Origin of the sequence: Brachymonas denitrificans (genome assembly GCF_907163135.1) — a bacterium.
Lineage (GTDB): Bacteria > Pseudomonadota > Gammaproteobacteria > Burkholderiales > Burkholderiaceae_C > Brachymonas > Brachymonas denitrificans_A.
Genome location: NZ_CAJQUA010000001.1, coordinates 2,462,429 through 2,489,393, shown reverse-complemented (window position 1 = coordinate 2,489,393; position 26,965 = coordinate 2,462,429). Strand labels below are relative to the sequence as shown.

The following is a 26,965-nucleotide window of genomic DNA, read 5'->3' as shown; positions in this document are numbered from 1 at the left end:
TTCACGGCCTGTTCCCCGCCTCATCCTGGAGCGCCATGTCATCTCCCGCCTCATCTCCCCGCAGCAGCGCCGCGCAACGCCGCAAGGACATCGAAACCGCCCGCCAGCAGATGCTGGAGCTGCGCGAGGAGATGGTCGCCATTCCCGATGCGCTGCAGTCGCTGCTCGACGCCGCCCATCCCAACTTCCGCGAGAGTGCGCGCAACCTGGTGCACTATCTGCACATGCGCCAGCAGGATCTGCGCCCCTTGCAAATGCGTCTGTCGGCCCTGGGCCTGTCCTCGCTGGGCCGCGCCGAATCGCACGTGCTGGCCACCATCGACGCCGTTCTGGAAGTCCTGCACGAGCTCGGCGGTCAACGCTGGGAACCGGGCGAGCACCTGCCCACGGTCTATGACTTTGCCCACGGCCAGCACCTGCTCGAACAGCACGCCAACGCCCTGCTCGGCCCGGCCGAACCGGGCCGCCACGTGCGCATCATGGTCACCATGCCGAGCGAGGCGGCCGACGATCCGCGCCTGATCCACGACCTGCTGGCGCAGGGCATGGACTGCATGCGCATCAACTGCGCGCACGATGATGCCGCCACCTGGGCGCGCATGATCAAGCACCTGCGCCGTGCCGAACGCGCGCTGGGCAATACCTGCAAGGTGGTGATGGACCTGGGCGGCCCCAAGTTGCGCACCGGCCCGCTGGAGCCGGGCCCGGCCGTGCTGCGCCTGCGCGCCCGCCGCGATGCCCTCGGCCAGCCCTGCCAGCCGGCACGCATCTGGCTACATGCCGAAGACGCTGCGCCGGCAGCGCCGCCCGAAGACGCCGACGGCTGCGTGCCGGTGCCAGCCGTCTGGCTGGGCTCGCTGCGCTCCGGCGACCGCATCCGCCTGACCGATGCGCGCGGCAAGCGCCGCAGCATGGAGGTGGTGCAGACCGGCAAGACCGGCTGCTGGGCCGAGGCGGAACGCACCCTCTACGTGGCGCCTGGCACCCTGCTGCGCCGCATTCCGGCCACCGGCAAGAGCACGCCCGACGGCCCTCCGCACGATGCCGCCGTGGGCGCCCTGCCAGCCACGCCAAGCGCCCTGCTGCTGCGTGCCGGCGACCTGCTGCGCGTCACGCGCGACCAGCAGCCCGGCCAACCCGCCACGCTGGATGCAAATGGCAAGGTGCTCTCCCCGGCCAGCATCGGCTGCACCCTGCCCGAAGTCTTCGACGATGTGCGCGCCGGCGAACCGATCTGGTTCGACGATGGCAAGATCGGCGGCGTGGTCGAGCAGATGGAGAGCGACCACGCCCTGGTACGCATCACGCGCGCCGGCCTGGATGGCGAAAAGCTGCGCGCCGACAAGGGCATCAACCTGCCCGACAGCGACCTGCATATCCCGGCCCTCACAGCGCAGGATTTGATCGATCTGGAGTTCATCGCCGCCAATGCCGACGTGGTGGAGCTCTCGTTTGCCAACACCGCCGACGATGTGGAACAGCTCGAAGCCGAGCTGCGCCGCCTGGGCCGGCCGGACCTGGCCATCGTGCTCAAGATCGAGACGCGGCGCGGTTTCGAGAACCTGCCGCAGATGCTGCTCAGCGCCATGCAGGGCCCCTGCTGCGGCATCATGATCGCACGCGGCGACCTGGCGGTGGAAAGCGGCTTCGAGCGCCTGGCCGAGCTGCAGGAGGAAATCCTGTGGATCTGCGAGGCAGCCCATGTGCCGGTGATCTGGGCCACGCAGGTGCTGGAAAGCCTGGCCAAGGAAGGCCTGCCCTCACGCGCCGAAGTCACCGATGCCGCCATGGGCCACCGCGCCGAATGCGTGATGCTGAACAAGGGCCCGCACGTGCTCGAAGCCGTGCGCGTGCTGGACGACATCCTGTGCCGCATGCGTTCGCACCAGACCAAGAAGCGCACCCTGCTGCGCGAACTGCGACTGGCACATGGCCTCTACGACATTGCGCCATCCGAAGGCAAGCAGGGCAAGCACGGCAAGAAGTCGGGCAAGCACAAGAAGCACTGAGCGGGCAAGGCGGTTCCGGGTCGTCGTGCTCCCGATCCCGCGACAGCTCTCTGCGGCCCTGGAGCACAAGCGGCACGGTACGGCAGCCGCCGCGCCTCAAGCGCCCGCAGGCAGCATCCACTGCACCGCCGCAGCGGCAAGCACCATGCCGACCAGCGCCGTGCTCACGCGCAGGCCATAGCGCGGACCGCCACTGACAAAGCCCAGCACCGACTTGGCCAGTCCGCTGGTCGTCAGGATGCCGATCAGGCCCCACTGAGCGTAGCTGGTCGGCATGCTGCCGGAGGTGTTCATCTGCGCGATACTCACCGCCGCGGCCTGCAACTCGGTCAAGGCGGCCAGCATGGCGGCCGCAATCGCCGCCGTGTCGCCAAAGGTATGGCGCACCCAGGCCGCAACCAGCGACACGCCGCCGATAATGGCGGCAATCAGCACCGCATGCGACAGCTTGAAGGCGTTATGGCCTCCTTCGTCCTCCACCTCGGCCTGGCCGCTGGCACTGCGCAGTCCGAAGGCCGCATTCACCACCAGCACCAGCACCGCTGCCCCCATGGGCCAGGCCAGCGACATCAGCAGTTCGGGAGATGCCGCCCATACCACGGCGAGCAGTAGCAGCAGCGAGGCCAGGTTCGCCAGGATGGCTGCCGAACTGGCCGCCATCAGCACCTTGGAATCGGCCTTGACGCGGGCGCCGAAGCTGGCCGTCGCCGCGGTGGACGAGGCAAAGCCGGCAAAGAAGCCCGCCACGGCCAGCCCCCAGCGCGCTCCCACCATGCGCAGAGCCACGTGGCCCAGCATGCCGGTGCCCATCACCAGCACGACGATTTTCCAGATCGTGCGCGGACGCAGCACGCCCCAGGGATCGAGCGCCTCGGTGGGCAGCAGCGGCATCACCACCAGCGCCGCGGCCAGCAGCAGCAGGCCATCCTTGATTTCCTGCTCGGTGATGATATTGCGGCTCAGGTTCTTGAGCTGGCGCTTGGCCTGCAGCAGCGCTGCCGCCGTCACGCCCAGCGCGGTTGCCAGCACCTGGTCGGTATAGGCCAGGCCGGCCAGCGACACGTTCACCAGCAGGGCCACCTCACCCGTCAGGCCCAGGTCATCCGGATCGTTGCGCATGTAGCCGGCCACGGCCAGCGCCCCCACGGCCAGCACTGCCGCAATATAGGCCCCCATGCCCAGCTGCATGCTCACCACGCCCACGATGGCCACCAGCGCATGGGTGCGCAAGCCCGCCATGGGCTCCGCGCTGTGGCGCTCGCGAATGGCGCCGATGAGCAGGCCGATACCCAGTGCCGTCATGACACCCTTGGTGCTGTCCCAATCCATCGCGCATTCCTTTCTGTTCTTCTGCAACTCCGAGTGTAGACCCGGGCACCTGCCTGCGCACAGGGCCTCGGGCGCACAAGTCTGAGCCAGGGCAGCAAACCGGCCGATTCGTGGCGTGGCGTCGCGCTGTCAGGCCTGCGTGGTGCGCATGAAGAACAGCACGCTCATCACCACACCGGTACCGATCACGATGGCGCGCACCCAGGCCAGCGGCAGGCGCCGCGCCATGCCGGCCCCGGCAAAACCGCCCACGGTAGCCGCCACCATCATCGGCAGCGCATGCTGCCAGACGATCGCGCCAGCCCAGGCAAACGCCGCCACCGACACGATCGACAGCACCAGCGAATCCAGGTTCTTGAGCGCATTGACGGTATGCAGACGCGTTTCGCCCACCAGCAGGTACATGGCCATCAGCAGAATGCCCAGCCCGCCATTGAAATAGCCGCCATAGACGGCCACCAGCAACAGCGCGGGCAGGCGCCAGCGCTGGCCGGCACTGCCCTCGGCATGGTGCGCTCCCACCCAGCGCCCGATGCGCGGGCCAAGAGCAAACAGCGCGGTGGCAAACAGCAGCAGCCAGGGCACGATGCCGGCAAACACCTTCGCCGGTGTCACCAGCAGCAACAGCGCCCCCGCCACACCGCCAATTGCCGACACCAGGGCATCGTTGCGCAGCGTGCGGCGCGGCAGCTCGCCCAGTTCCTGCCGGAAGCCCAGGGTGCTGCCCAGATAGCCGGGCGCCACCACGATGGCGCTGGTGGCGTTGGCCGGGATCGGTGGAATACCGGCCCAGACCAGCGCCGGGAAGGTCAGGAAGCTGCCGCCACCGGCAATGGCATTGAGCACGCCGGCGCCAAAGGCGGCCAGCAGCAGCACGCCCAGGGTAGTCAGATCAATGCCGCCCAGCATGCCGCGTCAGCGCGTCTCGAACGCGGCCGGATCGAACACGCTCTCGTGCGCGTAAATGGTGTCCAGCGGGAAACGGTGGCCATCGAGATAGTCTTCGAGCGAGCGCAGCACCATGGGGCTGCGATGGCGTGACGTGCTGGCCCGGATTTCCTCGGGGGTGAGCCACAGGGTGCGCTCGATCGGGGTGTCCAGCACGCGATCGGGGTGGAAATCGCCCAGTGTGCCGCAGAAGGTGAAGCGCAGAAAGGTCAGGTCGCGGTCGCGGCCACGGACCGGATCATGGCCCTGGTAGCGCGACAGGTAGACGCCGACCAGCGATGTGGGCGTGAAGTCGTGCGCGGTTTCTTCCAGCACCTCGCGCACCACGGCCTGTGTCAGCGATTCACCGCAGTCCAGGTGGCCCGCTGCATTGTTCAGCACCAGGCCGCGCGTCTGGCGCTCTTCCACCAGCAGGAATTTGCCGTCGCGCTCCAGCACGGCGGCCACGGTGACTCGGGGGGTCCAGCGGGTTTCCATGGTCGGGTCATCAAGCTCGGTTGCCGGCAGCAGACGCCATGCCTGCGGCTTCGGATAACCATTCATTATCACTGCAATCGACGCGCTGCGCCTGCAGCAGGCGTGCCAATGGTCACGCTTTCAGGAACTCGGCCCTCCCGCCCAGCCAGCGCTCGAGGTGGCGCTGCGCCAACTGCGGATGCTGGCGCAGCATGCGCGGCGCCCAATGGCGCGCCCAGTCCAGCAGCAGCGCGTCCTGCTCCAGATCGGCAAAACGCAGCAGGGGGGCGCCGCTCTGGCGCGCGCCCAGCAGTTCGCCGGGGCCGCGGATTTCGAGGTCGCGCCGCGCAATCTCGAAGCCGTCGTTGGTCTCTGCCATGGCACGCAGCCGTTCGCGTGCCGTCTCGCTCACGCGGCCGGATTCGTTGGTGGCGTAGAGCAGCACGCATACGCTGGCCGCGGCACCGCGCCCGACGCGCCCGCGCAGCTGGTGCAGCTGGCTCAGGCCGAAGCGCTCGGCATGCTCGATCACCATCAGGCTGGCATTGGGCACATCCACTCCCACTTCGATCACGGTGGTGCTCACCAGTACGCCGGTGGCGCCACTCGAAAAGGCTTCCATGATGGCCTTCTTCTCCGCCGTGGGCAGGCGCGAGTGCAGCAAGGCCACCTGCACGCCAGGCAACGCCTGCTGCAGGTCTTCCCAGGTATGGGTGGCGTTCTGCAGGTCCAGCGCCTCGCTTTCCTCGATCAGCGGACAGACCCAGTACACCTGCCTGCCTTCGGCCAGCTGCTGGCCGATGCGCGCGATCACCTCGTCGCGACGCTGCTGGCTGATCAGCTTGGTCAGCACCGGTGTGCGGCCCGGCGGCAGCTCGTCGATGGTGCTCACATGCAGGTCGGCGTAATAGCTCATCGCCAGCGTGCGCGGAATGGGGGTGGCGCTCATCATCAGCAGATGGGGTTCCTGAACCACGGGATGCCCGGAAGATGCAGCCCCTGAGGAAGCATCGCCCGCGCTTACTGGCACGGCCGCACCCTGCATCTTCTGCCGCAAGGCCAGCCGCTGCTGCACGCCGAAGCGATGCTGCTCGTCGATGATGGCCAGCGCCAGCTTGTGAAACTGCACCTTGTCCTGGATCACCGCATGCGTGCCCACCACCAGCTGCGCCTCGCCGCTGGCGATGCGCGCCAGCATCTCGCGCCGCTCCTTCGTCTTCTGGCTGCCCGTCAGCCAGGCCACGCCAACGTCGAGCGGCGTCAGCCAGTCCAGCAGCTTGCGGAAATGCTGCTCGGCCAGGATTTCGGTCGGCGCCATCAGCACGCATTGCCAGCCGGCATCGATGCAGATCGCCGCCGCCAGCGCTGCCACCACCGTCTTGCCCGAACCGACGTCGCCCTGCAGCAGGCGGTGCATGGGCAGGCCGCGCTGCAGATCGCGCGCGATCTCCTCGCCCACGCGGCGCTGCGCTTCGGTCAGGCTGAACGGCAGGGCCGCCAGCAACTTCTCGTGCAGGCCACCGCGGCGCAGCGGCAGGGCCGGTGCCTGCAGGCGCTCCCGCTCCAGATGCGCCTGGGCCTGCGACAACTGCTGCGCCAGCAACTCCTCCGCCTTCAGCCGCAGCCAGGCCGGATGACTGCGGTCCTCCAGCGCTGCCACGGACACATCGGGCGTCGGATGGTGCAGATAACGCAGCGCCGGCCCCAGCGCCCAGGGCGGCTGGTGCAACTGCCGCCCCAGATCCTGCAGGGCTTCGGCCGGCACGGTCTCGCCGAGCAACCCCGCTGCCTGCGCGCGCTCCAGCCCGCCCTGCACGGCCCGGCGCAGATAGGCCTGCGGCAGATTGCCGGACGAGGGATAGACCGGCGTGAGCACGTCCGGCAGTTCGCCCCCTGCCGCGCGGAACGAGGGGTGCAGCATGGTGCAGCCCATGAAGCCCGGCTTGACCTCGCCACGCAGCAGCACGCGCTGCCCTTCCGCCAGGGCCTTCTGCTGGCTCGGATAGAAATTGAAGAAGCGCGCCGTGCACACGTCCGTGCCATCGTCCACCGTCACGATCAGCTGCCGCCTTGGCCGGAACGTCACTTCGCACGAGGTCACCACGCCTTCGATCTGCACCATCTCGCCCGGCCGCGCGTCGCGCAGCCGCGTGATGCGCGTCTCGTCCTCGTAGCGCAGCGGCACGTGCAAGGCAAAATCCATCGGCCCCACCAGACCCAGCTTGCGCAGGGCCTTCTGCATGGCAGACAGCGGCTTGGCAGCCGAAACGGGCGCAGGGGACTCGGACATGGGACAATTCTGCCTGTTTTTCCCTGTCCGCCCCGCCATGCCCAGCGCTCCTTCCCGCTTCACCCTCAGCGATTTCGATTTTCACCTGCCGCCCGAACTGATCGCCCAGCACCCCGCTGCCGAGCGCACCGGCTCGCGCCTGCTCGACGGCACCGGCCCGGCCCCGCAGGACCGCCAGTTCCGCGAGCTGCCCGCCCTGCTGCGCGCCGGTGACCTGATGGTGTTCAACGACACGCAGGTGGTGAAAGCCCGCCTGTTCGGCCACAAACCCAGCGGCGGCCGGCTGGAACTGCTGGTCGAGCGCGTGCTGCACGAGCCGGACCTGCCCCATACCGTGGCCGCCCACATGAAGGTGAGCAAGAAGCCGCAGCCCGGCACCGTGCTGCAGATGGACGGCGGCTTTACCGCCACCCTGCTCGGCCGCTGGCCCAACGCAGACGGCCCGATCTTCCGCTTCCAGTTCAGCGAAGATCCCTACACCCTGATGGCGCAGCACGGCCACGTGCCGCTGCCACCCTACATCACCCATGCCGACAGTGCCGAGGACGAGCGCCGCTACCAGACCGTGTTCGCCCGCAGTCCCGGCGCCGTGGCCGCCCCCACCGCCGCGCTGCACTTCGACGAAGCCATGCTCGCCACGCTCGACGCAGCCGGCGTGCAGCGCGCCAGCGTCACCCTGCACGTGGGTGCCGGCACCTTCCAGCCGGTCAAGACCGAGAACATCGCCGAGCACGTGATGCACTTCGAGCGCTACGAGGTGCCCCAGGCCACGGCCGATGCCATCGCCGCCTGCCGCGCCCGCGGCGGCCGCGTGCTGGCCGTGGGCACCACCAGCGTGCGCGCCCTGGAAAGCTGGGCCACCTGCGGCCAAGCCCAGGGCGATACCGACATCTTCATCACCCCCGGCTACCAGTTCCGTACCGTGGACATGCTGCTCACCAATTTCCATCTGCCCAAGAGCACCCTGATGATGCTGGTCAGCGCCTTTGCCGGCTACGGGCACATCATGGCGCTCTACCAGCATGCGATTGCACAGCGCTACCGTTTCTTCAGCTATGGTGACGCCATGCTGCTGCAGCGCAAGGCAGACGCTGCCTGAGCCCGCCTTGCCTGACTTAATCCTGACTGTTTTGCACGGGATCTTGTTGCATCGCAGCAACTCGGATCATCCTCACGAAGCACATCCAAGTTACGGTATTTCTTCACAGTTTTACAAGCTCCGGCGAACATTGCCTACACCAGGCGCTTCAGCTTGATGCACAATGGATGCGTTCACAAGAAGGATTCTGCAATGTTCTCTCTGCTTGGCCGCCTCGCCGTGTCGCTGGTATTTCTGATGGGTTTCAGCGTGTTCGCCGCCTGGGCCTGGGACCGTTCCGACAAGGCGCAAACCGGTGCTGACGTGCGTGGCACGCAGCAGGCGGTGCAATCCATCGCCACCGAAGGCACACAGCAGCAGTAAGTCCCGCCAGCGCCGGCACGCTGGCCGCAGTTGCCCCCACGCCACCCCTTCGCGGGTGGCTTTGTCGTTTCTGCGCGTGCGCCGGCAGCGCGCGCCTACAATTCCACGCATGCTGCAATTCGATCTCCTCTCCACCCATGGCCCCGAAGGCAAGGCGCGCCGCGGCCGCATGACCCTCAACCACGGCGTGGTCGAAACCCCCATCTTCATGCCCGTCGGCACCTATGGCACCGTCAAGGGCGTGATGCCGCGCAGCCTGCACGACATGGGCGCGCAGATCATCCTGGGCAACACCTTCCACCTCTGGATGCGCCCCGGCCTGGACATCATGCAGAGCTTCGGCGGCCTGCACCAGTTCGAGAACTGGCACAAGCCCATCCTCACCGACAGCGGCGGCTTCCAGGTCTGGAGCCTGGGCGAGATGCGCAAGATCACCGAGGAAGGCGTGAAATTCGCCAGCCCCGTCAATGGCGACAAGCTGTTCCTCACGCCCGAGATCAGCATGCAGATCCAGACCGTGCTCAACTCCGACATCGTGATGCAGTTCGACGAGTGCACGCCCTACGAAACCAAGGGCCACCTCACCACCGAACGCGAGGCGCGCGCCTCCATGGAGCTGAGCCTGCGCTGGGCGCAGCGCTGCCGCGCCGAATTCGCGCGCCTGCAAAACCCCAACGCCCTGTTCGGCATCGTGCAGGGCGGCATGTACGAGCACCTGCGCCAGGAATCGCTGGAGCAGCTGGTCGAGATGGACTTCCCCGGCTATGCCGTGGGCGGCGTCAGCGTGGGCGAGCCGAAGGAGGACATGCTGCGCCTCACGGCCTACACGCCGCACCGCCTGCCCGCACACAAGCCGCGCTACCTGATGGGCGTGGGCACGCCCGAGGACCTGGTGTACGGCGTGCAGCACGGCGTGGACATGTTCGACTGCGTGATGCCCACGCGCAACGCGCGCAACAGCCACGTGTTCACGCGCTTCGGCGACCTGAAAATCCGCAACGCGCGCCACAAGACCGACCCGCGTCCGCTGGATGAAACCTGCACCTGCTATGCCTGCGCCGGCGAAAGCGGCATCCCCTATGCCGAAGGCGGCCGCGGCGGCTTCTCGCGTGCCTATCTGCACCATCTGGACCGCTGCGGCGAGATGCTCGGCCCGATGCTCACCACCATCCACAACCTGCACTACTACCTGAACCTGATGCAGGAGATGCGTGACGCCATGGATGCCAACCGCTTCGATGCCTTCGTGACGCAGTTCCACGCCGATCGCGCCCGCGGGGTGTAAAACGCTGTTGCACATGCATCGTCCCGCTCACTTGATTGCTGGACGAGTCGCTCTATTTATTTATAAACTATCGGATTGCGCGGACGATCGCTCCGTGTGCCCCCAACTGCAAATGAATGGAGCGCCATGAACTGGCTGGAACAACTGCGTGCCGACATGGCGCGCAACAAGATGGCCGATGTGCCCGCTGACAGCGTGATCGTCGATGTACGCAGCCCCGGAGAATTCCAGATGGGCCATGTGCAGGGCGCGCTGCTGCTGCCATTGAGCGACCTGATGAGTGGCTGCCCCGTGCCCGTGGAGGACAAGGACCAGCCGATCGTGGTGTACTGCGCCAGCGGTGGCCGCTCCAGCATGGCGCAGGCCCTGCTCGCGCAGATGGGCTACAGCCGCGTCACCAACGGCGGCAGCCCGCAGGAAGTGGCTGCCGTGTTCGGCAAGCCGCTGGTCGCAGGCTGATCCTGCCTGATGCCTCTAACGGGCCTGCGCGCCCGGCCACACCGCCCTGCCCGCCTCGCCGGCAGGGCGTCATTTCTCCACCCGTCAAGGTCTAGCGATATTGCGCCAGATAGCGCCGCTCGAAGCCACGCTTGGCCCAGTGGAACACGCGCGTGGAGGGCAGCAGCACGTTGCGCTGCTCGGTGCGGTACACCAGCGAGCCCTTGTCGATCGCATCGATGATGCACACCAGCTCCACCTTGAAACCACGCCGCGCCGGCTTGCCCGCCAACTCGGCCAGCAGGTTGGCGGCCGCGGCTTCGGCTTGCAGATCGGCCATGTGCGCCTGCTTGGGCATCCAGTCCGGGCCGGGGAAGCTGCCGCTGTCACCCACCACATAGACCTTGTCGAAGCCGGCCACCTTGCAGTGTGCATCGGCCTGCACCATGCCACCCGGCGAGCGCGGCAGCGGGCTCTGGTCCAGCCAGGCGGGGCCGGTCAGGCCGGGCATGAACAGGATCAGGTCGGCGGCAAATTCACCGCCTTCGGTCACCACCTTGTCGGCCTCGAAGCGCACCATCTTGTGGCCCAGGTGCGTGCGGATGTTGCGCCGCTGCATTTCGCCGAGCAGATGGTCCACCGCCTTGTCGCCCAGGCGGTTGCCCGGGCGCGGCGAGGGGTTGAAGAACACCAGCTCGAACTTGTCGCGCCGCCCTTCGCGCCGCAGCTGCTCGTCGATGCCGAACAGGAATTCGAACATCGGCCCGCCGCGCACTGCGCTCTGCTCGTTCGGATTGGCGCCGAAGCCGACGGCAATGGTGCCGCCCTGCATGGCGCGCAGGCGGTCGCGGATCTGCTCGGCCGCGGCGATGCCCTCGCAGGGCGTGATCGCATGCTCGATGCCGGGCAGCTTGCGGATGAAGCGCCCGCCCGAGGCCACGATCAGGGCATCGGTCTGCACCATGCCGCTGCTGGTCTGCACAGTGCGCGCATCGTCCGACAGGCCGGTCACCTGCGCGGCCACATGCTCCACCTGCATGCGGCGGAAGAAGTTGTCCAGCGGCACCACCAGCTGCTCGCGCGTGCGCAGGCCGCTGGGAATCCAGATGGTGCCGGGCAGGTAGTGCAGTTCGGCCCGCGGCGCTACCACGGTGATGCGGCCCCTGAAGCCCTGCTTGCGCAGCATGCGCACGCTGGACAGGCCACCGAAGCCGGCGCCGAGGATGGTGATGTGGGTGTTGGGCATGGCAGGTTCCAGGCGATCAGAAAGTGATGGGCGGGCCCAGCATCAGACGGTCGACCACACGGCGCAGGCTGATGTACAGCGTCTTGCAGGCCTTGCGCACCTCGCTGTTGCGGGTCTGGGCGGCCAGCAGCATCGGATCCTGCAGGGCCACATGGGTATGGCCGGGCGCCACGGCGACCACGTAGGCACCCAGCGGCAGCAGCGCGCCCAGTTGCGGCTCGGCATGCATGGCTTCGCCCAGCGGCGCGGCCCAGAGGCCGAGCAACTGCTGCGGGGGCGCCTCCGGCATCGGGCCGGCCTGCAGGTCGAGGGCGTGCAGAATCTGCAGGCCTTCGGCTTCCAGCGCCTGGCGCAGGTCTGCCAACGCCGCCGCAAACGGGCGCTGCAGTTCGACGGTCAGGGCATAGCTGGGAAGCGACATGGCGGCAGTCCGATCCGGGCCAGCCAGTGGCCCTTGGTGAGTCCTACAGTTTACACAAACTTTAATTGTTGTGCAGCACGGGTCGGTCGGGATATGCGCCGCCGGCCCGTGCGCCCATTGTCTGCCAATCCGGCCACCCTGTCACAGCAGTTTCAGCGCCACTGCGCCCAGCAGGGCCAGCAGACAGGCCCAGCCGGACAGCAGCCAGCGCCACAGCCAGAAGCGCGGCACATAGCCAACCCCGTGCACGATGCCCGCCGCCATGGACCAGCACAGCAGCAGCGCCATGCCATGGTCGGCGCTGCCATCGGCATGCGTGATGCCGAGCGGATAGAGCGTGATGCCCAGCATGATGCCGATGCCGGCGAGCAGGCTGGGCCAGCGCAGGCCGCGGCTGCCTGTCGCCTCGCTCATGCGCCGTCCTTGCGCTGCGCGGCCTCGGCGCGGGCCTCCTCGTTCTCGCCCCACATGGCGTTCAGGATGGCCAGCAGCACGGCAAAGCCGACGCCCAGGACCCAGGCAAAATACCACATGCGTTTTCTCCTTGTTGCTTGGCGTTGGCCTCAGTAGGCCGAATGGTCATTGGCGCGGATTTGCTCCACCGTGATCTTGCCGCGCATCACGCGGTAGGCCCAGCCGGTGTAGAAGATGATCAGCGGCATGAAGATCAGCGTGGCCCAGAACATCACTCCCAGGGTCAGGTGGCTGGAGACGCTGTCCCACACTGTCAGACTGGAATCCGGATGGGAGGACGAGGGCATCAGGAACGGGAACATGGCCGCCCCTGCCGTGCCGATCACGCCCACGATGGCGAGCGAGGACAGCACGAAGGCCGTCAGCGTGCGCCCTGCCCTGGTCAGCAGCGCGGCCAACAGGGCCCCGGCGATGCCCAGCAAGGGCAGCAGCCACAGCAGCGGCTGCCGCGCGTAGTTGATCCACCAGCCATCGGCGCTGCGTTCCACCGTCTTGCCCAGCGGGTTGGGCAGCGCGGCCGGATCCACCACGGACGTGATGGCATAGCCCTGGATGCCGCCATAGCGCAGCCACAGGCCGGCGCCCACGAAAGCCAGTACCATCAGCACGGCCGACCACAGCGCTGCCGTTGCGGAACGGCGCTGGATCGCACCCTCGGTGCGGTGCGCCAGATAGACGGCGCCCTGCAGCGTGATCATGGCGCTGGAGACGATGCCGGCCAGCAGTGCAAACGGATTGAGCAGTTGCCAGAAGCTGCCGGTGTAGTTCACCATCAGCAGCTCGTTGAACTGGAACGGCACACCCTGCAGCAGGTTGCCGAAAGCCACGCCGAAGATCACCGGGGGCACGAAGCCGCCGACGAACAGGCCCCAGTCCCAGCTGCGGCGCCACTGCGCGTCCTTGAGCAGGCTGCGGTACTTGAAGCCGACCGGCCGGAAGAACAGCGCCCACAGCGCGGCCATCATGGCCCAGTAGAAGCCGCTGAAGGCCGTGGCGTAGATCAGCGGCCAGGCGGCAAAGATGGCGCCGCCGCCGGTAATGAACCAGACCTGGTTGCCCTCCCAGTGCATGCCCACCGAGTTGATGACCACGCGGCGCTCGTCGTCGGTCTTGCCGACGAAGGGCAGCAGCGTGCCCACGCCCATGTCATGCCCGTCCATGATGGCAAAGCCAATCAGCAGCACGCCCACCAGCAGCCACCAGATGATTTTCAGGGTTGGATAGTCCAGCATGGTGTGTCCTCCTCAGGCCTGCGTGCGCGGCTGCTGTGCCACGTCGTTGTCATAGCGTCCGGTGCCAAGGCTGCCCGGCCCCTTGCGGGCAAACTTGATCATCAGGTACATCTCGATGATCAGCAGCAAGGTGTAGAAGCCGACGAAGCCCGCCAGCGAGCCATACAGGCTCTCCACGCTGAGCGTGGACACCGACAGGTGCGTCGGCAGCACGCCGTAGATAGTCCAGGGCTGGCGGCCGTACTCGGCCACGAACCAGCCCAGTTCGGCGGCGATCCAGGGCGCGGGCAGCATCCACAGCGCCCAGTGCAGCAGCCAGCGCTTCTCGCTGAAGCGGCCCTTGAGCGTTTCCCAGAACGCCAGCGTAAACAGCGCCAGCATCAGAAAGCCCAGCCCGACCATGATGCGGAAGCTCCAGAACATGGGCGTCACGCGCGGCACCGTGCTGTCCACCGCCTTCTGGATCATTTCGGGCGTGGCCTGGCGCACGTCGGTGGTGTATTTCTTCAGCAGCAGACCGAAGCCCAGATCGTTCTGGTGTTCCTTGAATACGCGCAGCGCCTCGGCATCGTTGCGGTCCTTGCGCAGGGCCTCCAGCGCCACCACGGCCGGAATGCCGCGCTCGATGCGCTCGCGGTTCTTCTGCTTGATATCGTGGATGCCGGGAATCTGCCGGTCGAGCGAGCGCGTACCGATGATGCCCATCACCCACGGAATCTCGATCTCCCAGTCGTTCTTCTGCTCGGCCTCGTTGATGCCGGCCACCAGCTTGAGCCCGGCCGGCGCCGGCTCGGTTTCCCACATCGCCTCGAGCGAGGCCATCTTGGTCTGCTGCGCCTCGCCCACGGTATAGCCGGATTCATCTCCCAGCACGATCACCGACAGGATGGACGCCAGGCCAAAGGCAGCCGCCACGCGGAAACTGCGCTTGGCAAACTCCACGTTGCGCCCCTTGAGCAGGTACCAGGCCGAGATGGACAGCACGAACATGGCACCCGTCACGTAGCCGGCCGACACGGTGTGCACGAACTTGGCCTGCGCATCCGGGTTGAACACGATGGCCATGAAGTCGGTCATCTCCATGCGCATGGTTTCGAAGTTGAACTCGGCGCCCACCGGGGCCTGCATCCAGCCGTTGGCAATCAGGATCCACAGCGCCGACAGATTGGTGCCGATGGCCATCAGCGTGGTCACCAGCAAATGCTGCGGCTTGCTCAGACGGTCCCAGCCGAAGAAGAACAGGCCGATCATGGTCGATTCGAGGAAGAAGGCCATCAGCCCCTCGATCGCCAGCGGCGCGCCGAAAATATCGCCCACATAGTGTGAGTAATAGGCCCAGTTGGTGCCGAACTGGAATTCCAGCGTGATGCCGGTGGTCACGCCCAGGGCGAAGTTGATGCCGAACAGCTTGCCCCAGAAGCGCGTCATGTCCTTCCAGATGACCTTGCCGGTCATCACGTAAACGCTTTCCATGATCACCAGCAGCCAGACCATGCCGAGCGTGAGCGGCACGAAGAGGAAGTGGTACATGGCCGTGGCGGCAAACTGCAGCCGCGACAAGTCAACCAGTTGTTCGGATATCACTGCGAAGCTCCTGACGATGAGGGGGAGACGAGAACGTGCGCTGCCGTGCTGCCCGCGTCGGCTTGCACCCGCTCGCTGCGGAAGAACGCCCACCAGATGGCCGTGAGCAGGACCAGCTTGACCAGCACCACCCAGACCAGGTGGCGCACGAGTGCGGAATCAGACCATTGCATGCGCATGCCTCCATCCATACAAGAATCGTGCCAACTTGCAAATACGGCAGAAAACAAGGGCTTGCAAACGGCTGCTGTTCGCCAAAGTCTTGACCCGTGTCAATGCCACTGTCATTCTGACAGCATTTCTGCCAGAATGACAGGCATGTCACCCGTCCCCACCGACACGCTGCCGCATGAAATGCTGTCCTACCTCGACAGCCTGCCCGAGCCGCACATCGTCTGCGACAGCGCCTACCGCATCCGCGCTGCCAATGCCGCCTACCAGCGCATCTATGGCCACAGCGCCGCCATCATCGGCCAGCGCTGCCACGAAGCCTCGCACCGCTCCGATGTACCCTGCGACCAGGCCGGTGAAACCTGCCCGCTGGCGCAGGCGCTGCAATCCGGCCAGCGCGAGCGCGTGCTGCACCTGCACCATACGCCGCAGGGCGAGGAATACGTGCAGATCGAACTGGCGCCCATCCGCAATGCCCGCGGCGAGCTGCGCTACTTCATCGAGAAGATGGAGCCGCTGCGCATGCATGCACCCGAGGGCGGCCCCCGGCTAACCGGCACCTCGCCGGCCTTCCGCCGCATGCTGGAAATGGTGTCGCGCGTGGCGCCCTCCGAGGCCAGCGTGCTGCTGCACGGCGAATCCGGCACCGGCAAGGAACTGGTGGCGCATGCGCTGCACGAAAGCAGCAACCGGCGCAGCCATGCCTTCGTGGTGGTGGAATGCGCCAGCCTGGCCGAGACCCTGTTCGAATCGGAACTGTTCGGCCACGAGAAAGGCGCCTTTACCGGTGCCTCGCAAAGCAAGCCCGGTCTGGTCGAGGCTGCCAGCGGGGGCACCCTGTTCCTGGACGAGGTGGGCGACATACCACTGTCCATGCAGGTCAAGCTGCTGCGCCTGCTCGAAACCGGCACCTACCGCCGCGTCGGCAGCACCGAGCTGCGCCATGTGGATGTGCGGCTGATCTCGGCCTCGCACCGCAGCCTGCCCGACATGGTGGCTGCCGGCAAGTTCCGCCAGGACCTGTACTACCGCCTGTCCACCTTTCCGATCCGGCTGCCGCCGCTGCGCGAGCGGGTGCAGGACATTCCCGCGCTGGCCGCGCACCTGCTGCAACGCCTGGCACCGGGGCGCGACATGCGGCTCAGTGCCGCTGCGCTGCATTGCCTGCAGACCTGGCCCTTCCCCGGCAACGTGCGCGAGCTGCGCAATGTGCTGGAGCGCGCCTGCCTGCTGGCCGATGGCGAGGTGCTGGATGCGGCACTGATGGCGCAGGCACTGCAGCCCGAGGCAACGGCCTGGCAAGCTGCTGCGGCCCTGCCCGGTGCGTACAGTCTGCCCGCCTCCGCGGCCTCCCCTGGCCACGGCACCACCGCCCTTGCGGACGCTGGCAGCGCTTTCCGTGCGGCGCCTGTCGCAACCCTGCAGCAACTCGAGCGTCAGGCCCTGCTGCAGGCACTGCAGCGCCATGCGGGCAATCGCGCAGAGCTGGCGCGCGCGCTCGGCATCAGCGAGCGCACGCTGTACCGCCGCCTGCGCCAGTTGCAGCAGGAAACCGGCCACTCGGCCTGAGCCACAAAAAAGCCGGTGGGGCATATGCCGCTCCGGCTGGCTTCAAGGGGCGCTGCCAGCGCCCCGTCGGAGGAGACTCAGGCCTTGCGTTCGCCGGCGCCAGGAAGCTCTTCCCACCCCGTGATCATGGCCTTGAGCTGCGAACCCACGGTATGGCCGGTGGTGATCAGGTACAGGTGCATGATCAGGAAGACCAGGATCATGAAGGCGCCAGCGGTATGCGCCACGGCCACCCAGTACAGGCTGAGCACGTTTTCCAGGCCCAGCGCCGGCCAGTAGGCGCGGAACATGTAGAGCAGGCCACTGATCCACACCAGGGGCAGCACCACCACCAGCAGGCCGAGGTAGGTCATGCGCTGCAGCGGGTTGTGCTTCTTGGCGGCGGTGATTTCGTAGGGATGCTCTTCGCCACGGAAGATGCCCGAGGCGTAGAACTTCATCATCGCACCGATCTTGGTCGTGGTGGGCGAGTACTGGCGCCATTCGCCGGTCGTCACGTGCCAGAACAGCGTGAACAGCCACAGCACGATCAGGATCCAGGCGGCCAGCGTGTGCAGGCGCACCGCAGCATCGAAGCCCAGCAACTGGTAGGTGCCGTGGATTTCGAAGCCGGTGACCAGCATCAGGCTGATCAGGATGGCCTGCATCCAGTGCCACAGGCGTTCATAGCCCTTGAAGATGTAGATGCGGGTTGCTTGCCCGGCCTGGGCCGGGGCCACGGTATGGAGTTTCGGTTCAGCCATGATCACACTCCCGAAGTTTTCTTGTTACGCGACAGCAGGCGCAGCGTGGCGTGCAGCAGCACTCCGAGCACTGCCAGACCGGCGGCGATCCAGCCGATGCGTTCCAGCCAGGGGAACTGCACCTGACCAGGCACGTACAGTCCGGGCACATCCTTGAGGCGGCCGTTGGGGCTGTGGCATTCGATGCAGGCCACGGCCTTGTCCTTGGGGGCCACCATGTGCGTGATGGGCCAGATCATTTCGGTTTTCACGAAGTCGTACTTGCCGCTGAAGTTGGTATCGGTGGCCTTGGCACCCACGTCGAGGGCCTTGTTCCAGTCGAAGGTGTTCCAGTAGGCGGCATCTGCAGGGGCACCGGTCACGTGGGGCACCAGCAGCACGTTGTTGACGGTGTCGTAGGGCTGGTTGCCGATGAAGCGCTTGACCGGCCAGACGCGGGCATTCGGGTCATCCGGGCTGCCCAGGAAGCTGTTGATCTTCACCAGTTCCTTGGGATTGATCTTCTCGCCCTGCAGGGTGTAGCTGACCTTGCCGTTGAACCAGATGTAGTCGGGCACCACGTTTTCGCCGAAGGTGAAGGAACCCTTCTTGCTGTCATAGACCACGTTGCCTTTTTCGTCCTTCTTCATGAAGGGCTTGCCATCCTTGAGCTGGCCGGCCTTCTGCCAGTCCCAGGTCATCTTGGTGGCGATGCCGCCGCGGGCCATGGCCGGCACGTGGCAGGTCTGGCAGGCGAGCTTGTTGCTGTGGTTGTTCAGGCGCTGTGCGTCGAGCAGGCTTTCCTTGTGCGGCTTGTCGCCGTGGCAGGACTGGCAGGTGGCAGCGTTGCGGCCGCTCATGCCGTCCCCGCGGATGCGGGCGCCGTGCGGGTCGGAGGCCGTCATGTTGATGCGGCTGCCGGCAATCGCGTGCGAGTCGGCCTGGTGGCAGGTGGCGCACTGGAAGCCCTGGCCGCCCTTGGCCTTGCTGGCCATGTGCACATCGAGCGCCTTGTCGGCCTTGTTCAGCGAAGTGTCCAGATCACCGTGCTTGACGCCGTCACCACCGCCGCCCAGGAAGTGGCAGCTGCCGCAGGTGCGGTTGCTGGTCTTGCCCACATGCTGGGCCACCAGGGCCAGGTCCACCGGTTCGATGAACTTGCCGGAGCCGGGCGGGTTTTCGGTGCGCACCACCGGCACTTCACCACCGGTGCCGGGCATCTTCTTGTAGCCGCCCAGGGTGTTGTGACAGACCAGGCAGTCGACCTTGCTCTGGTCCTTGAAGTCGAAATTCTTGTCCTTCCAGCCATAGCCGATGTGGCACCCCTGGCACAGCGGCTCGTTAGAGCGGTTGCCGATGCAGAAACCGTTGAGCATGGTCTTCTTGCCCAGCACCTGGCCGGTATCGGGGTTGGTGTAGTCCCAGGTCCAGTGGCGCGTGCCCATGACCTGCGTGGCGGCCTCGGTGTGGCAGCTCAGGCAGACCTTGGTTACTTCGGTACCGCTGGCGAAGGGGCCCTGCAGCTCCTTGAACTTGGTGTGGTCAGCCGTGCCCTTGGTGGGCATCTTGATGTTGGGGGCAGCCTTCCAGGTGCCTGAAGCGGCAGAGGCCGGCGCAACCGCAGCCGATGCCGGCGTGGCCGCGACGGAGGCCGGCTGGCTGGCAGGTGCGACCTTGGGCGCAGCGCTGGCAGCGGCGCTGGCGGGCTGCTGTGCCTGCAGGCCCGGTGCGGCCACCAGGGCAAACAGCAGTCCCAGCAGCGGCAGGCTGCGCTTGGGCTGCAGGAAGCGGGAAACCGGCTGGCCGGGCCCCTCCTGGCGGAGTGCCCGGCTGCTGCGCGCTGCCGAGGCGCGCCAGGCCGAGAGAGTGGCTGAAAGTCTGGATGGCATATGGCACCTGTTCCTTTACTGAACCGCTTTCCGCATCCACGGAAAGCCGAACCTCATCAGAAGTTGGAACGCCTGCACATGCATCCGGCACCCAGTGATCTGTCGCACACACTACTGCAGGTGTACCGCTTTCACAGGTTCCAGTATGCCAGCCGGAAGCAACCTTTTGGGTGCCACCCACGGTTTACCAAAAAATATTTTTACATTTTATAAACCATTTGCTTACAAAGGGTATTTCCAGCGTTGTGTTTTGTGCGCAAACGGGCAGAAAGCCCGCGCTGTGCCATGCTTTCCCCACTAATTCAGTGCGGAATCAAGCGACCCGAGGCTTGCCATGGGGCAAAGACCGGGCCGTCAAGAGACTTTCATTCCCTTGTCACAAGGATGCATTCTTTTGTATATCAGGTATTAACGGCACGTTCCAGTGCATCGATGAACAGCGCCGCCACGTTGCACTGCATCTGGTCGTTGATTTCCTGGAAGCAGGTGGGGCTGGTCACGTTGATCTCGGTGACTCTGGTGCCGATGATGTCCAACCCGATCAGCAGCAGGCCGCGCGGTGCCAGTTCGCGCCCGATGGCGCGTGCCGTGGCCATGTCGGCCTCGGTCACCGGCTCGGCCACGCCCTTGCCGCCGGCGGCCAGGTTGCCGCGCACTTCGCCCCCTTGCGGAATGCGCGCCAGGCAGAACGGCACCGGCTCGCCATCGATGATCAGCACGCGCTTGTCGCCCTCGGCGATCTCGGGCAGGAATTTCTGCACCATCAGCGTACGCGTGCCGCCCTGATTCAGGGTATCGATGATGCTGCCGAGGTTCAGGCCGTCGGCACCCACGCGGAAGATGCCCATGCCGCCCATGCCGTCCAGCGGCTTGAGGATGATGTCCCTGTGCTCGGCATGGAAGGCGCGCACGTCCGCCTCGCGCCGCGTGACCAGCGTCGGTGCAATGAATTGCTCGAACTCGAGAATGGCCAGCTTCTCGGAGTGTTCGCGCAGTGCCTGCGGCTTGTTGAATACGCGCGCGCCCTCGCGCTCGGCCTGGCTCAGCAGGTGCGTGCAGTAGAAGAATTCGCTGTCGAAGGGCGGATCCTTGCGCATCAGCACCGCGTCGAAGTCGCGCAGCGCCGCCCGGCGCCGCTCGCTGCCCGACTGCACGGAACGGAACCACTGTGGCCGCTCTCCGGTCAGGATGATGTCGCGCACCGCGCCCGTGACCAGGCCGGCCGACCTGGCCGAGTGCGCGCTCCAGTGCAGGTCGCGCGGCTCGCACACGCTGATGCGGTGCCCGCGCGCCTGCGCCTCGCGCATCATGGCAAAAGTGGTGTCCTTGTAGATGACGAAGGACTCGATGGGATCGGCAACGAAAAGCAGGTTCATGCCTGCAGTTTACGCGGAGCTTTGCCCTGCAGGCAGACAAGGGGTTTCCCTTTTTGCTGCAAGCGTTCGGTACCCGGCAATGATTTCCATGTGACAAAGTTTGATTTCGATCAATACCACATCTAGTGTTTGATATCTATCATCCACCACACATATAGTGTTCAGGTGGAAATCATGGAGATCACAACCCCGACCACACTGCCCGCGGCAGTGATTCAGCGCAACGGCCAGAGCGCTGTTTTTGATGCCGCTCGCATCCGCTCGGCGCTGCAGCGCGCCGGCACTGCCAGCGGCGAATACGGCGCTGACGAAGCCGCCCTGCTGGCCGCCCAGGCCGTCAAGGTGCTGGCGCACCGCTTTGCCGGCCAGAGCCCGCAGATCGAGCAGATCCAGGATGTGGTGGAGCAAACCCTGATTGCCGCCAACCACCTCGCCACCGCCCGCGCCTACATGGCCTACCGCCAGCAGCACGCCACCCTGCGCGCCGACCGCGAAACCCTGGTGCATGTGGAAAGCTCCATCAACGAATACCTCACGCGGGCCGACTGGCGCGTCAACGCCAATGCCAACCAGGGCTACTCGCTCGGCGGGCTGATCCTGAACGTGTCGGGCAAGGTCACGGCCAACTACTGGCTGTCGCACGTCTATCCGCCCGAGATCGGCCAGGCGCACCGCGATGGCGACTTCCACATCCACGATCTGGACATGCTCAGCGGCTACTGCGCCGGCTGGTCGCTGCGCACGCTGCTGCACGAAGGCCTGAACGGCGTGCCGGGCAAGGTGGAGTCGGCGCCGCCGCGACACATGTCTTCGGCGGTGGGGCAGATCGTCAACTTCCTCGGCACGTTGCAGAACGAATGGGCGGGCGCGCAGGCGTTTTCCTCCTTCGACACGTACATGGCACCCTTCATCCGCAAGGACGCCATGTCGTACGCCGAGGTACGGCAGTGCCTGCAGGAGCTGATCTACAACCTCAACGTGCCCTCGCGCTGGGGCACGCAGACGCCATTCACCAACCTCACCTTCGACTGGACCTGCCCGGAAGACCTGCGCGAGCAGATCCCCGTGATCGGCGGCGAAGAGATGCCCTTCAGCTATGGCGAGCTGCAGGTCGAGATGGACATGATCAACCGGGCCTACATGGACGTGATGATGACCGGCGACGCCAAGGGCCGCGCCTTCACCTTCCCGATCCCGACCTACAACATCACGCCGGACTTCCCCTGGGAGAGCGAGAACGCCGGGCGCCTGTTCGAGATGACGGCCAAGTACGGCCTGCCCTACTTCCAGAACTTCATCAACTCCGAACTTTCGCCCAACATGGTGCGCTCCATGTGCTGCCGCCTGCAGCTGGACCTGCGCGAGCTGCTCAAGCGCGGCAACGGCCTGTTCGGCAGCGCGGAGCAGACCGGCAGCATCGGCGTGGTCACCGTCAACTGTGCACGCCTGGGCCTGCTGCACGCGGGCGACGAGCCGACCTTGCTGGCCGCGCTGGACCGTTTGCTGGAGCTGGGCTGCCAGAGCCTGGAAATCAAGCGCAAGCTGATCCAGCGCCTGATGGACCAGGGTTTGTTCCCCTACAGCAAGCGCTACCTGGGCACGCTGCGCAACCACTTCTCCACGCTGGGCGTGAACGGCATCAACGAGATGGTGCGCAACTTCACGCAGGATGCGCACGACATCACCAGCCCCTGGGGCCACGACTTCGCCCTGCGCCTGCTCGACCATGTGCGTGCGCGCATCGTCAGCTTCCAGGAACGGACCGGCCATCTGTACAACCTCGAAGCCACGCCAGCCGAAGGCACCACCTACCGCTTTGCGCGCGAGGACCGCAAACGCTGGCCCCAGATCCTGCAGGCCGGCACGCCCGAGCAGCCCTACTACACCAACTCCTCGCAACTGCCGGTCGGCTTTACCGACGATCCGTTCGAGGCGCTGTCCCGGCAGGAGGCGCTGCAGTCGCGCTACACCGGCGGCACCGTGCTGCATCTGTACATGGGCGAGCGCCTGTCCAGCGGCGAGGCCTGCCGCGAACTGGTGCGCCGCGCCCTCACGCGCTTTCGCCTGCCCTACATCACCGTCACGCCTACCTTCTCTATCTGCCCGGTGCATGGCTATCTGGCCGGCGAACATGCATTCTGTCCGAAGTGCGATGCCGAGCGGCTGGCGGAGAAACGCAAGCGTCTGCAGGAAACGGAAGCACTGCCTGATGCCTGATGCCTGATGCCTGATGCCTGATGCCTGATGCCTGATGCCTGATGCCTGATGCCTGATGCCTCAGGCCGACTACCGGCTGCGGGTTTCAGCTGTAGACCCGTTGCCTTGCATACCGCCCTCTTTTATCCACCCCCAAAGAAAGGACCTCCCATGTCTCACACCTCCACCTTGTCCGCCGCAACCGTCCAGCTGGAAGACCACGAGCGCCAGCCCTGCGAGGTCTGGACCCGCGTGATGGGCTACCACCGTCCCGTGGCCAGCTTCAACATCGGCAAGCAGGGGGAGCATGGCGAGCGCCGCTTCTTTGCCGAAGCCACTGCCCGTAGCTCCACGCATGCGGATTGAGCTGCACATACCGGCTTGCCCGGGCACGGTTCCGGCAACGGCGCTGCGTCTGGGCGGCCTCACGCCGCTGACCACGATCGACTTTCCGGGCCGGCTGGCCGCGGTGCTGTACTGCCAGGGCTGCCCCTGGCGCTGCAGCTATTGCCACAACCCGGAACTGCTCCCTGCCGACACGCCGGCGCAGCTATCCTGGAGCGATGCCCTCGGCTTTCTGCAGCAACGCCTGGGCCTGCTCGACGGTGTCGTGTTTTCGGGCGGCGAGCCGACGCTGCAGGCAGCCCTGCCCGCGGCGCTGCAAGCCTGCCGAGAGCTCGGCCTGCAGACCGGGCTGCATACTGGCGGCATGTATCTGCCGCGGCTGGTCACTGCCTTGCCCCTGCTGGACTGGGTGGGCCTGGACATCAAGGCGCTGCCCGCGCGCTACCCTTTCCTCACCGCCACGCCCGCCAGCGGCAGCAAACCCTGGGAAGCGCTGGACTGGCTGCTGGCCAGCGGCATCGACCATGAGGTGCGCACCACCTGGCATGCCGGCCTGTTTGATGTGGAAGAGCTGCTGCAACTGGCCCGCGCCCTCTCGGACCGTGGCGTGCAGCAATGGGCGCTGCAGGAGTGCCGCAGTGCCGACGCACCCCTCTGGACCTTGCAGGACGAGCAGCTGGCCGAGCTCAACACCCTGTTCGCGCGTTTTACGCTACGGCGTTAAGTGCGCATGGGAGACAGTCTGGCCAGCAAGCAAGGTCAGACCCGGCGCCGCGGCGCGTAATCCTGGATCAGCAGCGCCACCACCCCGGCCACCACACCCCAGAAGGCCGAACCCACACCCAGCAGCTCCACGCCGCTCAGCGTGACCAGAAAGGTGATCACAGCCACCTCGCGATGGCTCTGCTGGTCCAGCGCCAGCATCAGGCTGGTGCCAATGGTCGAGAGCAGCGCCAGGCCGGCAATCGCCTGCACCAGTTGCTCCGGAAACGCCACCAGCAGCCCCGTCACCGCCACGCCGAAAATCCCGATCACCAGCATCCACAGCCCCCACACGACAGCGGCCATGTAGCGCTTGGCCGGATCCGGATGCGCCTCCGGCCCCATGCAGATCGAGGCGGTGATGGCGCTCAGGTTGAGCGCATAGCCGCCCAGCGGCGCCAGAATCAGCGAAGCGAAGCCGGTCATGGTGATCAGTGGCGACACCGGCATGTCGTAGCCGGCCGCACGGATCGCCGCCACGCCCGGCAGGTTCTGCGAGGCCATGGTGACAATGAACAGCGGCAGCGCCAGGCTGACGATGGCCTGCAGGCCGAACTGCGGATAGGTGAATACCGGCTGCGCCAGTCCGATGTGCACCGAGGACCAGTCCAGCATGCCGCGCAATGCCGCATATGCCACACCCGCCAGCAGCGTCCAGACCACCGCATAGCGCGGGCTGAAGCGCTTGCCCGCCAGATACACCAGCAGCATGGCCACTACCAAACCGGGCTCGGTACCCGCCGCGCTGAAGGCCTGCATGGAAAAACGCGCCAGCACGCCGGCCAGCAGCGCCGCCGCCACTGCCAGCGGAATGCGGTGCATGATGCGCTCGAACCAGCCGCTCACGCCGGACAGCGTGATCAGCAGCGAGCTGACGACAAAGGCGCCCACCGCGTCTGCAATATGGAACTGCCCGCCGGCGGCAGCCGTCGCCAGCACCACAGCGCCCGGCGTGGACCAGGCAATCATCACCGGCTTGCGCAGCCAGAGCGAGGGCAGCAGGCTGGTCAGGCCGCAGCCGATGCACAGCGCCCAGATCCAGGACGAAATCTGGCCTTCGGTGGCGCCGAATCCCCGGGCCGCACTGAAGATGATGGCAATCGAACTGGTGAAGCCCACCAGCGTCGCGACAAAGCCCGCCGTGAAGGCGGTCAGGGAAAAATCTGCCCACCACTGGCGTGGCGAGAGGTGCGAGGCCCAATGCATAAGAAAGTGATGCTGCGTGCGCCGGCGGAACCTTCCGCCGGGTCAATGCGAATTGTGACAGAACGTAGCCCGCAGGCGAATCCGTCCTTGTACTTAGCCCAGCTTCTGCTTGAGCAGCTGGTTCACCTGCCCCGGATTGGCCTTGCCCTTGCTGGCTTTCATCACCTGGCCGACCAGGGCGTTGAAGGCCTTGTCCTTGCCGGCCTTGTACTGCTCGACGTTGCCGGGGTTGGCAGCGATCACCTCGTCGATGATCTGCTCCAGCGCGCCGGTGTCATTCATCTGCTTCAGGCCCTTGGCCTCGATGGTGGCGTCCACGTCGGCGGATTCGCCGGTCCACAGCGCTTCGAACACCTGGCGGCCGGCAGCGTTGCTGATGGTGCCATCGGCAATGCGCTGGATCAGCTTGGCCAATTGTCCGCTGCCGACCGGGCTCTGCGTCACGTCCTTCTCGTCCGCATTCAGGCGGCGCGACAGTTCGCCCATGACCCAGTTGCTGCTCAGCTTGGGCTGGCCGCTGGCCCGGGCGGTGTCTTCGAAGTAGGCGGCCACCTCGCGGCTCAGCGTGAGCTGGCTGGCGTCGTATTCGGGCAGGCCGTAGTCGGCCACGAAGCGCGTCGCCATGGCGCGCGGCAACTCGGGCATTTCGCCCTTCACCTGCTCCACCCAGTCGCGCGCGATCAGCAGCGGCGGCAGGTCGGGGTCGGGGAAGTAGCGGTAGTCGGCTGCGTCTTCCTTGGTGCGCATGGCGCGCGTTTCGCCAGTATCCGGATCGAACAGCACGGTGGCCTGCTGGATCGCGTGGCCGTCCTCGATCTGCTCGATCTGCCAGCGGATCTCGTAGTCGATCGCCTGCTGCATGAACTTGAAGCTGTTCAGGTTCTTGATCTCGCGGCGCGTGCCCAGCGGCGCGCCCGGCTTGCGCACGCTGACGTTGGCGTCGCAGCGGAACGAGCCTTCCTGCATGTTGCCGTCGCAGATGCCGATCCAGGTCACGATCTTGTGCAGTTCCCTGGCATAGGCCACGGCCTCTTCGGTGCTGCGCATGTCGGGCTCGGTCACGATCTCCAGCAGCGGCGTGCCGGCGCGGTTCAGGTCGATGCCGCTCTGGCCGTGGAAGTCCTCGTGCAGCGACTTGCCGGCGTCCTCTTCCAGGTGCGCGCGCACCAGGCGCACGGTGCGCGGCTCGTCACCCACATAGAAGCTGACTTCCCCGCCCTGCACCACCGGTATCTCGAACTGGCTGATCTGGTAGCCCTTGGGCAGATCCGGGTAGAAATAGTTCTTGCGCGCAAAAATGCTGCGCGGCGCGATGTGCGAACCCACGGCCAGGCCGAAGCGGATGGCGCGGTCGACCGCGGCGCGGTTCATCACCGGCAGCGTGCCGGGCAGCGCCATGTCCACGGCGCATGCCTGGGTGTTGGGTTCGGCGCCGAAGGCGGTACTGGCGCGGCTGAAGATCTTGCTCTGGGTGGAGAGCTGGGCATGCGTCTCGAAGCCGATCACGACTTCGTAGCCCTGCACCAGCAGCGACTTGGATTGTTGGGTCATGGTG

General features: G+C 66.2%; 25 protein-coding genes. 9 read left to right on the top strand and 16 right to left on the bottom strand.

The window, feature by feature from the left end; all coding sequences use genetic code 11:
• Positions 1–35 precede the first annotated feature (35 nt).
• Positions 36–2,009 (top strand): pyruvate kinase, encoded by a 1,974-nt coding sequence (locus KKQ75_RS11705; protein WP_213362366.1) that lies wholly within the window; start codon positions 36–38, stop codon positions 2,007–2,009.
• A 96-nt stretch (positions 2,010–2,105) separates the two neighbouring features.
• Here the strand turns inward: KKQ75_RS11705 and KKQ75_RS11700 are convergent, their stop codons facing one another.
• From KKQ75_RS11700 to recG, 4 genes are all read right to left on the bottom strand, one after another.
• A complete protein-coding gene (locus KKQ75_RS11700) occupies positions 2,106–3,338 on the bottom strand; it encodes an MgtC/SapB family protein (protein ID WP_213362365.1) in 1,233 nt (410 codons plus the stop codon).
• Positions 3,339–3,467: 129 nt separating this feature from the next.
• Positions 3,468–4,247 (bottom strand): sulfite exporter TauE/SafE family protein, encoded by a 780-nt coding sequence (locus KKQ75_RS11695; protein ID WP_213362364.1) that lies wholly within the window; start codon positions 4,245–4,247, stop codon positions 3,468–3,470.
• 6 nt (positions 4,248–4,253) lie between these two features.
• The gene (locus KKQ75_RS11690) at positions 4,254–4,763 is read right to left on the bottom strand and encodes an NUDIX hydrolase (protein WP_213362804.1); all 510 of its coding nucleotides are present in this window, start codon (positions 4,761–4,763) and stop codon (positions 4,254–4,256) included.
• Between the two features lie 112 nt (positions 4,764–4,875).
• Positions 4,876–7,032 (bottom strand): ATP-dependent DNA helicase RecG, encoded by a 2,157-nt coding sequence (gene recG, locus KKQ75_RS11685; protein ID WP_213362363.1) that lies wholly within the window; start codon positions 7,030–7,032, stop codon positions 4,876–4,878.
• 37 nt (positions 7,033–7,069) lie between these two features.
• On the opposite strand from recG, the gene queA reads away from it, so the two are divergent.
• From queA to KKQ75_RS11665, 4 genes are all read left to right on the top strand, one after another.
• Positions 7,070–8,131 (top strand): tRNA preQ1(34) S-adenosylmethionine ribosyltransferase-isomerase QueA, encoded by a 1,062-nt coding sequence (gene queA / locus KKQ75_RS11680; protein ID WP_213362362.1) that lies wholly within the window; start codon positions 7,070–7,072, stop codon positions 8,129–8,131.
• A gap of 192 nt (positions 8,132–8,323) precedes the next feature.
• Positions 8,324–8,494, top strand: coding sequence for a hypothetical protein (locus KKQ75_RS11675; RefSeq protein ID WP_213362360.1), 171 nt, complete (start codon positions 8,324–8,326; stop codon positions 8,492–8,494).
• A gap of 109 nt (positions 8,495–8,603) precedes the next feature.
• Positions 8,604–9,779: a tRNA guanosine(34) transglycosylase Tgt gene (gene tgt, locus KKQ75_RS11670; protein ID WP_213362359.1), complete on the top strand. Its 1,176-nt coding sequence runs from the start codon at positions 8,604–8,606 to the stop codon at positions 9,777–9,779.
• Between the two features lie 126 nt (positions 9,780–9,905).
• The gene (locus KKQ75_RS11665) at positions 9,906–10,238 is read left to right on the top strand and encodes a rhodanese-like domain-containing protein (protein ID WP_250131081.1); all 333 of its coding nucleotides are present in this window, start codon (positions 9,906–9,908) and stop codon (positions 10,236–10,238) included.
• 91 nt (positions 10,239–10,329) lie between these two features.
• Here KKQ75_RS11665 and KKQ75_RS11660 read toward each other — a convergent pair whose 3' ends face one another.
• From KKQ75_RS11660 to cydP, 7 genes are all read right to left on the bottom strand, one after another.
• Positions 10,330–11,463 (bottom strand): NAD(P)/FAD-dependent oxidoreductase, encoded by a 1,134-nt coding sequence (locus tag KKQ75_RS11660; RefSeq protein WP_213362358.1) that lies wholly within the window; start codon positions 11,461–11,463, stop codon positions 10,330–10,332.
• 16 nt (positions 11,464–11,479) lie between these two features.
• Positions 11,480–11,884, bottom strand: a complete 405-nt coding sequence (locus KKQ75_RS11655) for a DUF302 domain-containing protein (protein ID WP_213362357.1) — start codon at positions 11,882–11,884, stop codon at positions 11,480–11,482.
• Between the two features lie 141 nt (positions 11,885–12,025).
• Complete coding sequence (locus tag KKQ75_RS11650; RefSeq protein ID WP_213362356.1) at positions 12,026–12,298, bottom strand: cyd operon YbgE family protein; 273 nt, start codon at positions 12,296–12,298, stop codon at positions 12,026–12,028.
• Positions 12,295–12,417 carry a cytochrome bd-I oxidase subunit CydX gene (gene cydX / locus KKQ75_RS11645; RefSeq protein WP_213362355.1) on the bottom strand — a complete coding sequence of 41 codons (123 nt, stop codon included), beginning with the start codon at positions 12,415–12,417 and terminating at the stop codon, positions 12,295–12,297. Before cydX ends, KKQ75_RS11650 begins: the two co-directional genes overlap by 4 nt.
• Before the next feature lie 30 nt (positions 12,418–12,447).
• A complete protein-coding gene (gene cydB / locus KKQ75_RS11640) occupies positions 12,448–13,590 on the bottom strand; it encodes a cytochrome d ubiquinol oxidase subunit II (RefSeq protein ID WP_213362354.1) in 1,143 nt (380 codons plus the stop codon).
• A gap of 12 nt (positions 13,591–13,602) precedes the next feature.
• Positions 13,603–15,174 (bottom strand): cytochrome ubiquinol oxidase subunit I, encoded by a 1,572-nt coding sequence (locus tag KKQ75_RS11635; protein WP_213362352.1) that lies wholly within the window; start codon positions 15,172–15,174, stop codon positions 13,603–13,605.
• Positions 15,171–15,347, bottom strand: a complete 177-nt coding sequence (gene cydP / locus KKQ75_RS11630) for a cytochrome oxidase putative small subunit CydP (RefSeq protein ID WP_213362351.1) — start codon at positions 15,345–15,347, stop codon at positions 15,171–15,173. The genes KKQ75_RS11635 and cydP overlap by 4 nt, the downstream gene beginning before the upstream one ends.
• Before the next feature lie 145 nt (positions 15,348–15,492).
• Between cydP and KKQ75_RS11625 the strand changes: the two genes are divergently transcribed.
• On the top strand, positions 15,493–16,914 hold the full coding sequence (locus KKQ75_RS11625) for a sigma-54 interaction domain-containing protein (protein ID WP_213362350.1): 1,422 nt from the start codon (positions 15,493–15,495) through the stop codon (positions 16,912–16,914).
• 77 nt (positions 16,915–16,991) lie between these two features.
• On the opposite strand, the gene KKQ75_RS11620 is transcribed toward KKQ75_RS11625, so the two are convergent.
• The 3 genes from KKQ75_RS11620 to gshB form a co-directional block, all read right to left on the bottom strand.
• Positions 16,992–17,657, bottom strand: coding sequence for a cytochrome b/b6 domain-containing protein (locus KKQ75_RS11620; protein ID WP_213362349.1), 666 nt, complete (start codon positions 17,655–17,657; stop codon positions 16,992–16,994).
• Positions 17,658–17,659: 2 nt separating this feature from the next.
• Entirely contained in the window at positions 17,660–19,525 is a 1,866-nt protein-coding gene (locus KKQ75_RS11615) for a tetrathionate reductase family octaheme c-type cytochrome (protein ID WP_250131080.1), read from the bottom strand.
• Between the two features lie 401 nt (positions 19,526–19,926).
• On the bottom strand, positions 19,927–20,901 hold the full coding sequence (gene gshB / locus KKQ75_RS11610; RefSeq protein WP_213362348.1) for a glutathione synthase: 975 nt from the start codon (positions 20,899–20,901) through the stop codon (positions 19,927–19,929).
• Positions 20,902–21,075: 174 nt separating this feature from the next.
• Between gshB and KKQ75_RS11605 the strand changes: the two genes are divergently transcribed.
• The 3 genes from KKQ75_RS11605 to KKQ75_RS11595 all read left to right on the top strand — a co-directional run bounded on the left by KKQ75_RS11605 (position 21,076) and on the right by KKQ75_RS11595 (position 24,166).
• The gene (locus KKQ75_RS11605) at positions 21,076–23,118 is read left to right on the top strand and encodes a ribonucleoside triphosphate reductase (RefSeq protein WP_213362347.1); all 2,043 of its coding nucleotides are present in this window, start codon (positions 21,076–21,078) and stop codon (positions 23,116–23,118) included.
• 150 nt (positions 23,119–23,268) lie between these two features.
• Positions 23,269–23,463, top strand: a complete 195-nt coding sequence (gene nrdD / locus KKQ75_RS11600; protein ID WP_213362346.1) for an anaerobic ribonucleoside-triphosphate reductase — start codon at positions 23,269–23,271, stop codon at positions 23,461–23,463.
• A complete protein-coding gene (locus KKQ75_RS11595; protein WP_213362344.1) occupies positions 23,453–24,166 on the top strand; it encodes an anaerobic ribonucleoside-triphosphate reductase activating protein in 714 nt (237 codons plus the stop codon). The genes nrdD and KKQ75_RS11595 overlap by 11 nt, the downstream gene beginning before the upstream one ends.
• Before the next feature lie 35 nt (positions 24,167–24,201).
• Here the strand turns inward: KKQ75_RS11595 and KKQ75_RS11590 are convergent, their stop codons facing one another.
• Entirely contained in the window at positions 24,202–25,410 is a 1,209-nt protein-coding gene (locus tag KKQ75_RS11590; protein ID WP_213362342.1) for a benzoate/H(+) symporter BenE family transporter, read from the bottom strand.
• A gap of 93 nt (positions 25,411–25,503) precedes the next feature.
• Complete coding sequence (gene gatB / locus KKQ75_RS11585) at positions 25,504–26,961, bottom strand: Asp-tRNA(Asn)/Glu-tRNA(Gln) amidotransferase subunit GatB (RefSeq protein ID WP_213362341.1); 1,458 nt, start codon at positions 26,959–26,961, stop codon at positions 25,504–25,506.
• Positions 26,962–26,965: the final 4 nt, after the last annotated feature.

What these genes read in the sequence shown, in the direction of transcription:
- KKQ75_RS11705 (WP_213362366.1), top strand. Translation starts at nt 36, where the DNA reads ATGTCATCTCCCGCCTCATCTCCCCGCAGCAGCGCCGCGCAACGCCGC.
- KKQ75_RS11700 (WP_213362365.1), bottom strand. Translation starts at nt 3,338, where the DNA reads ATGGATTGGGACAGCACCAAGGGTGTCATGACGGCACTGGGTATCGGC.
- KKQ75_RS11695 (WP_213362364.1), bottom strand. Translation starts at nt 4,247, where the DNA reads ATGCTGGGCGGCATTGATCTGACTACCCTGGGCGTGCTGCTGCTGGCC.
- KKQ75_RS11690 (WP_213362804.1), bottom strand. Translation starts at nt 4,763, where the DNA reads ATGGAAACCCGCTGGACCCCCCGAGTCACCGTGGCCGCCGTGCTGGAG.
- recG (WP_213362363.1), bottom strand. Translation starts at nt 7,032, where the DNA reads ATGTCCGAGTCCCCTGCGCCCGTTTCGGCTGCCAAGCCGCTGTCTGCC.
- queA (WP_213362362.1), top strand. Translation starts at nt 7,070, where the DNA reads ATGCCCAGCGCTCCTTCCCGCTTCACCCTCAGCGATTTCGATTTTCAC.
- KKQ75_RS11675 (WP_213362360.1), top strand. Translation starts at nt 8,324, where the DNA reads ATGTTCTCTCTGCTTGGCCGCCTCGCCGTGTCGCTGGTATTTCTGATG.
- tgt (WP_213362359.1), top strand. Translation starts at nt 8,604, where the DNA reads ATGCTGCAATTCGATCTCCTCTCCACCCATGGCCCCGAAGGCAAGGCG.
- KKQ75_RS11665 (WP_250131081.1), top strand. Translation starts at nt 9,906, where the DNA reads ATGAACTGGCTGGAACAACTGCGTGCCGACATGGCGCGCAACAAGATG.
- KKQ75_RS11660 (WP_213362358.1), bottom strand. Translation starts at nt 11,463, where the DNA reads ATGCCCAACACCCACATCACCATCCTCGGCGCCGGCTTCGGTGGCCTG.
- KKQ75_RS11655 (WP_213362357.1), bottom strand. Translation starts at nt 11,884, where the DNA reads ATGTCGCTTCCCAGCTATGCCCTGACCGTCGAACTGCAGCGCCCGTTT.
- KKQ75_RS11650 (WP_213362356.1), bottom strand. Translation starts at nt 12,298, where the DNA reads ATGAGCGAGGCGACAGGCAGCCGCGGCCTGCGCTGGCCCAGCCTGCTC.
- cydX (WP_213362355.1), bottom strand. Translation starts at nt 12,417, where the DNA reads ATGTGGTATTTTGCCTGGGTCCTGGGCGTCGGCTTTGCCGTGCTGCTG.
- cydB (WP_213362354.1), bottom strand. Translation starts at nt 13,590, where the DNA reads ATGCTGGACTATCCAACCCTGAAAATCATCTGGTGGCTGCTGGTGGGC.
- cydP (WP_213362351.1), bottom strand. Translation starts at nt 15,347, where the DNA reads ATGCAATGGTCTGATTCCGCACTCGTGCGCCACCTGGTCTGGGTGGTG.
- KKQ75_RS11625 (WP_213362350.1), top strand. Translation starts at nt 15,493, where the DNA reads ATGTCACCCGTCCCCACCGACACGCTGCCGCATGAAATGCTGTCCTAC.
- KKQ75_RS11620 (WP_213362349.1), bottom strand. Translation starts at nt 17,657, where the DNA reads ATGGCTGAACCGAAACTCCATACCGTGGCCCCGGCCCAGGCCGGGCAA.
- KKQ75_RS11615 (WP_250131080.1), bottom strand. Translation starts at nt 19,525, where the DNA reads ATGCCATCCAGACTTTCAGCCACTCTCTCGGCCTGGCGCGCCTCGGCA.
- gshB (WP_213362348.1), bottom strand. Translation starts at nt 20,901, where the DNA reads ATGAACCTGCTTTTCGTTGCCGATCCCATCGAGTCCTTCGTCATCTAC.
- KKQ75_RS11605 (WP_213362347.1), top strand. Translation starts at nt 21,076, where the DNA reads ATGGAGATCACAACCCCGACCACACTGCCCGCGGCAGTGATTCAGCGC.
- nrdD (WP_213362346.1), top strand. Translation starts at nt 23,269, where the DNA reads ATGTCTCACACCTCCACCTTGTCCGCCGCAACCGTCCAGCTGGAAGAC.
- KKQ75_RS11595 (WP_213362344.1), top strand. Translation starts at nt 23,453, where the DNA reads ATGCGGATTGAGCTGCACATACCGGCTTGCCCGGGCACGGTTCCGGCA.
- KKQ75_RS11590 (WP_213362342.1), bottom strand. Translation starts at nt 25,410, where the DNA reads ATGCATTGGGCCTCGCACCTCTCGCCACGCCAGTGGTGGGCAGATTTT.
- gatB (WP_213362341.1), bottom strand. Translation starts at nt 26,961, where the DNA reads ATGACCCAACAATCCAAGTCGCTGCTGGTGCAGGGCTACGAAGTCGTG.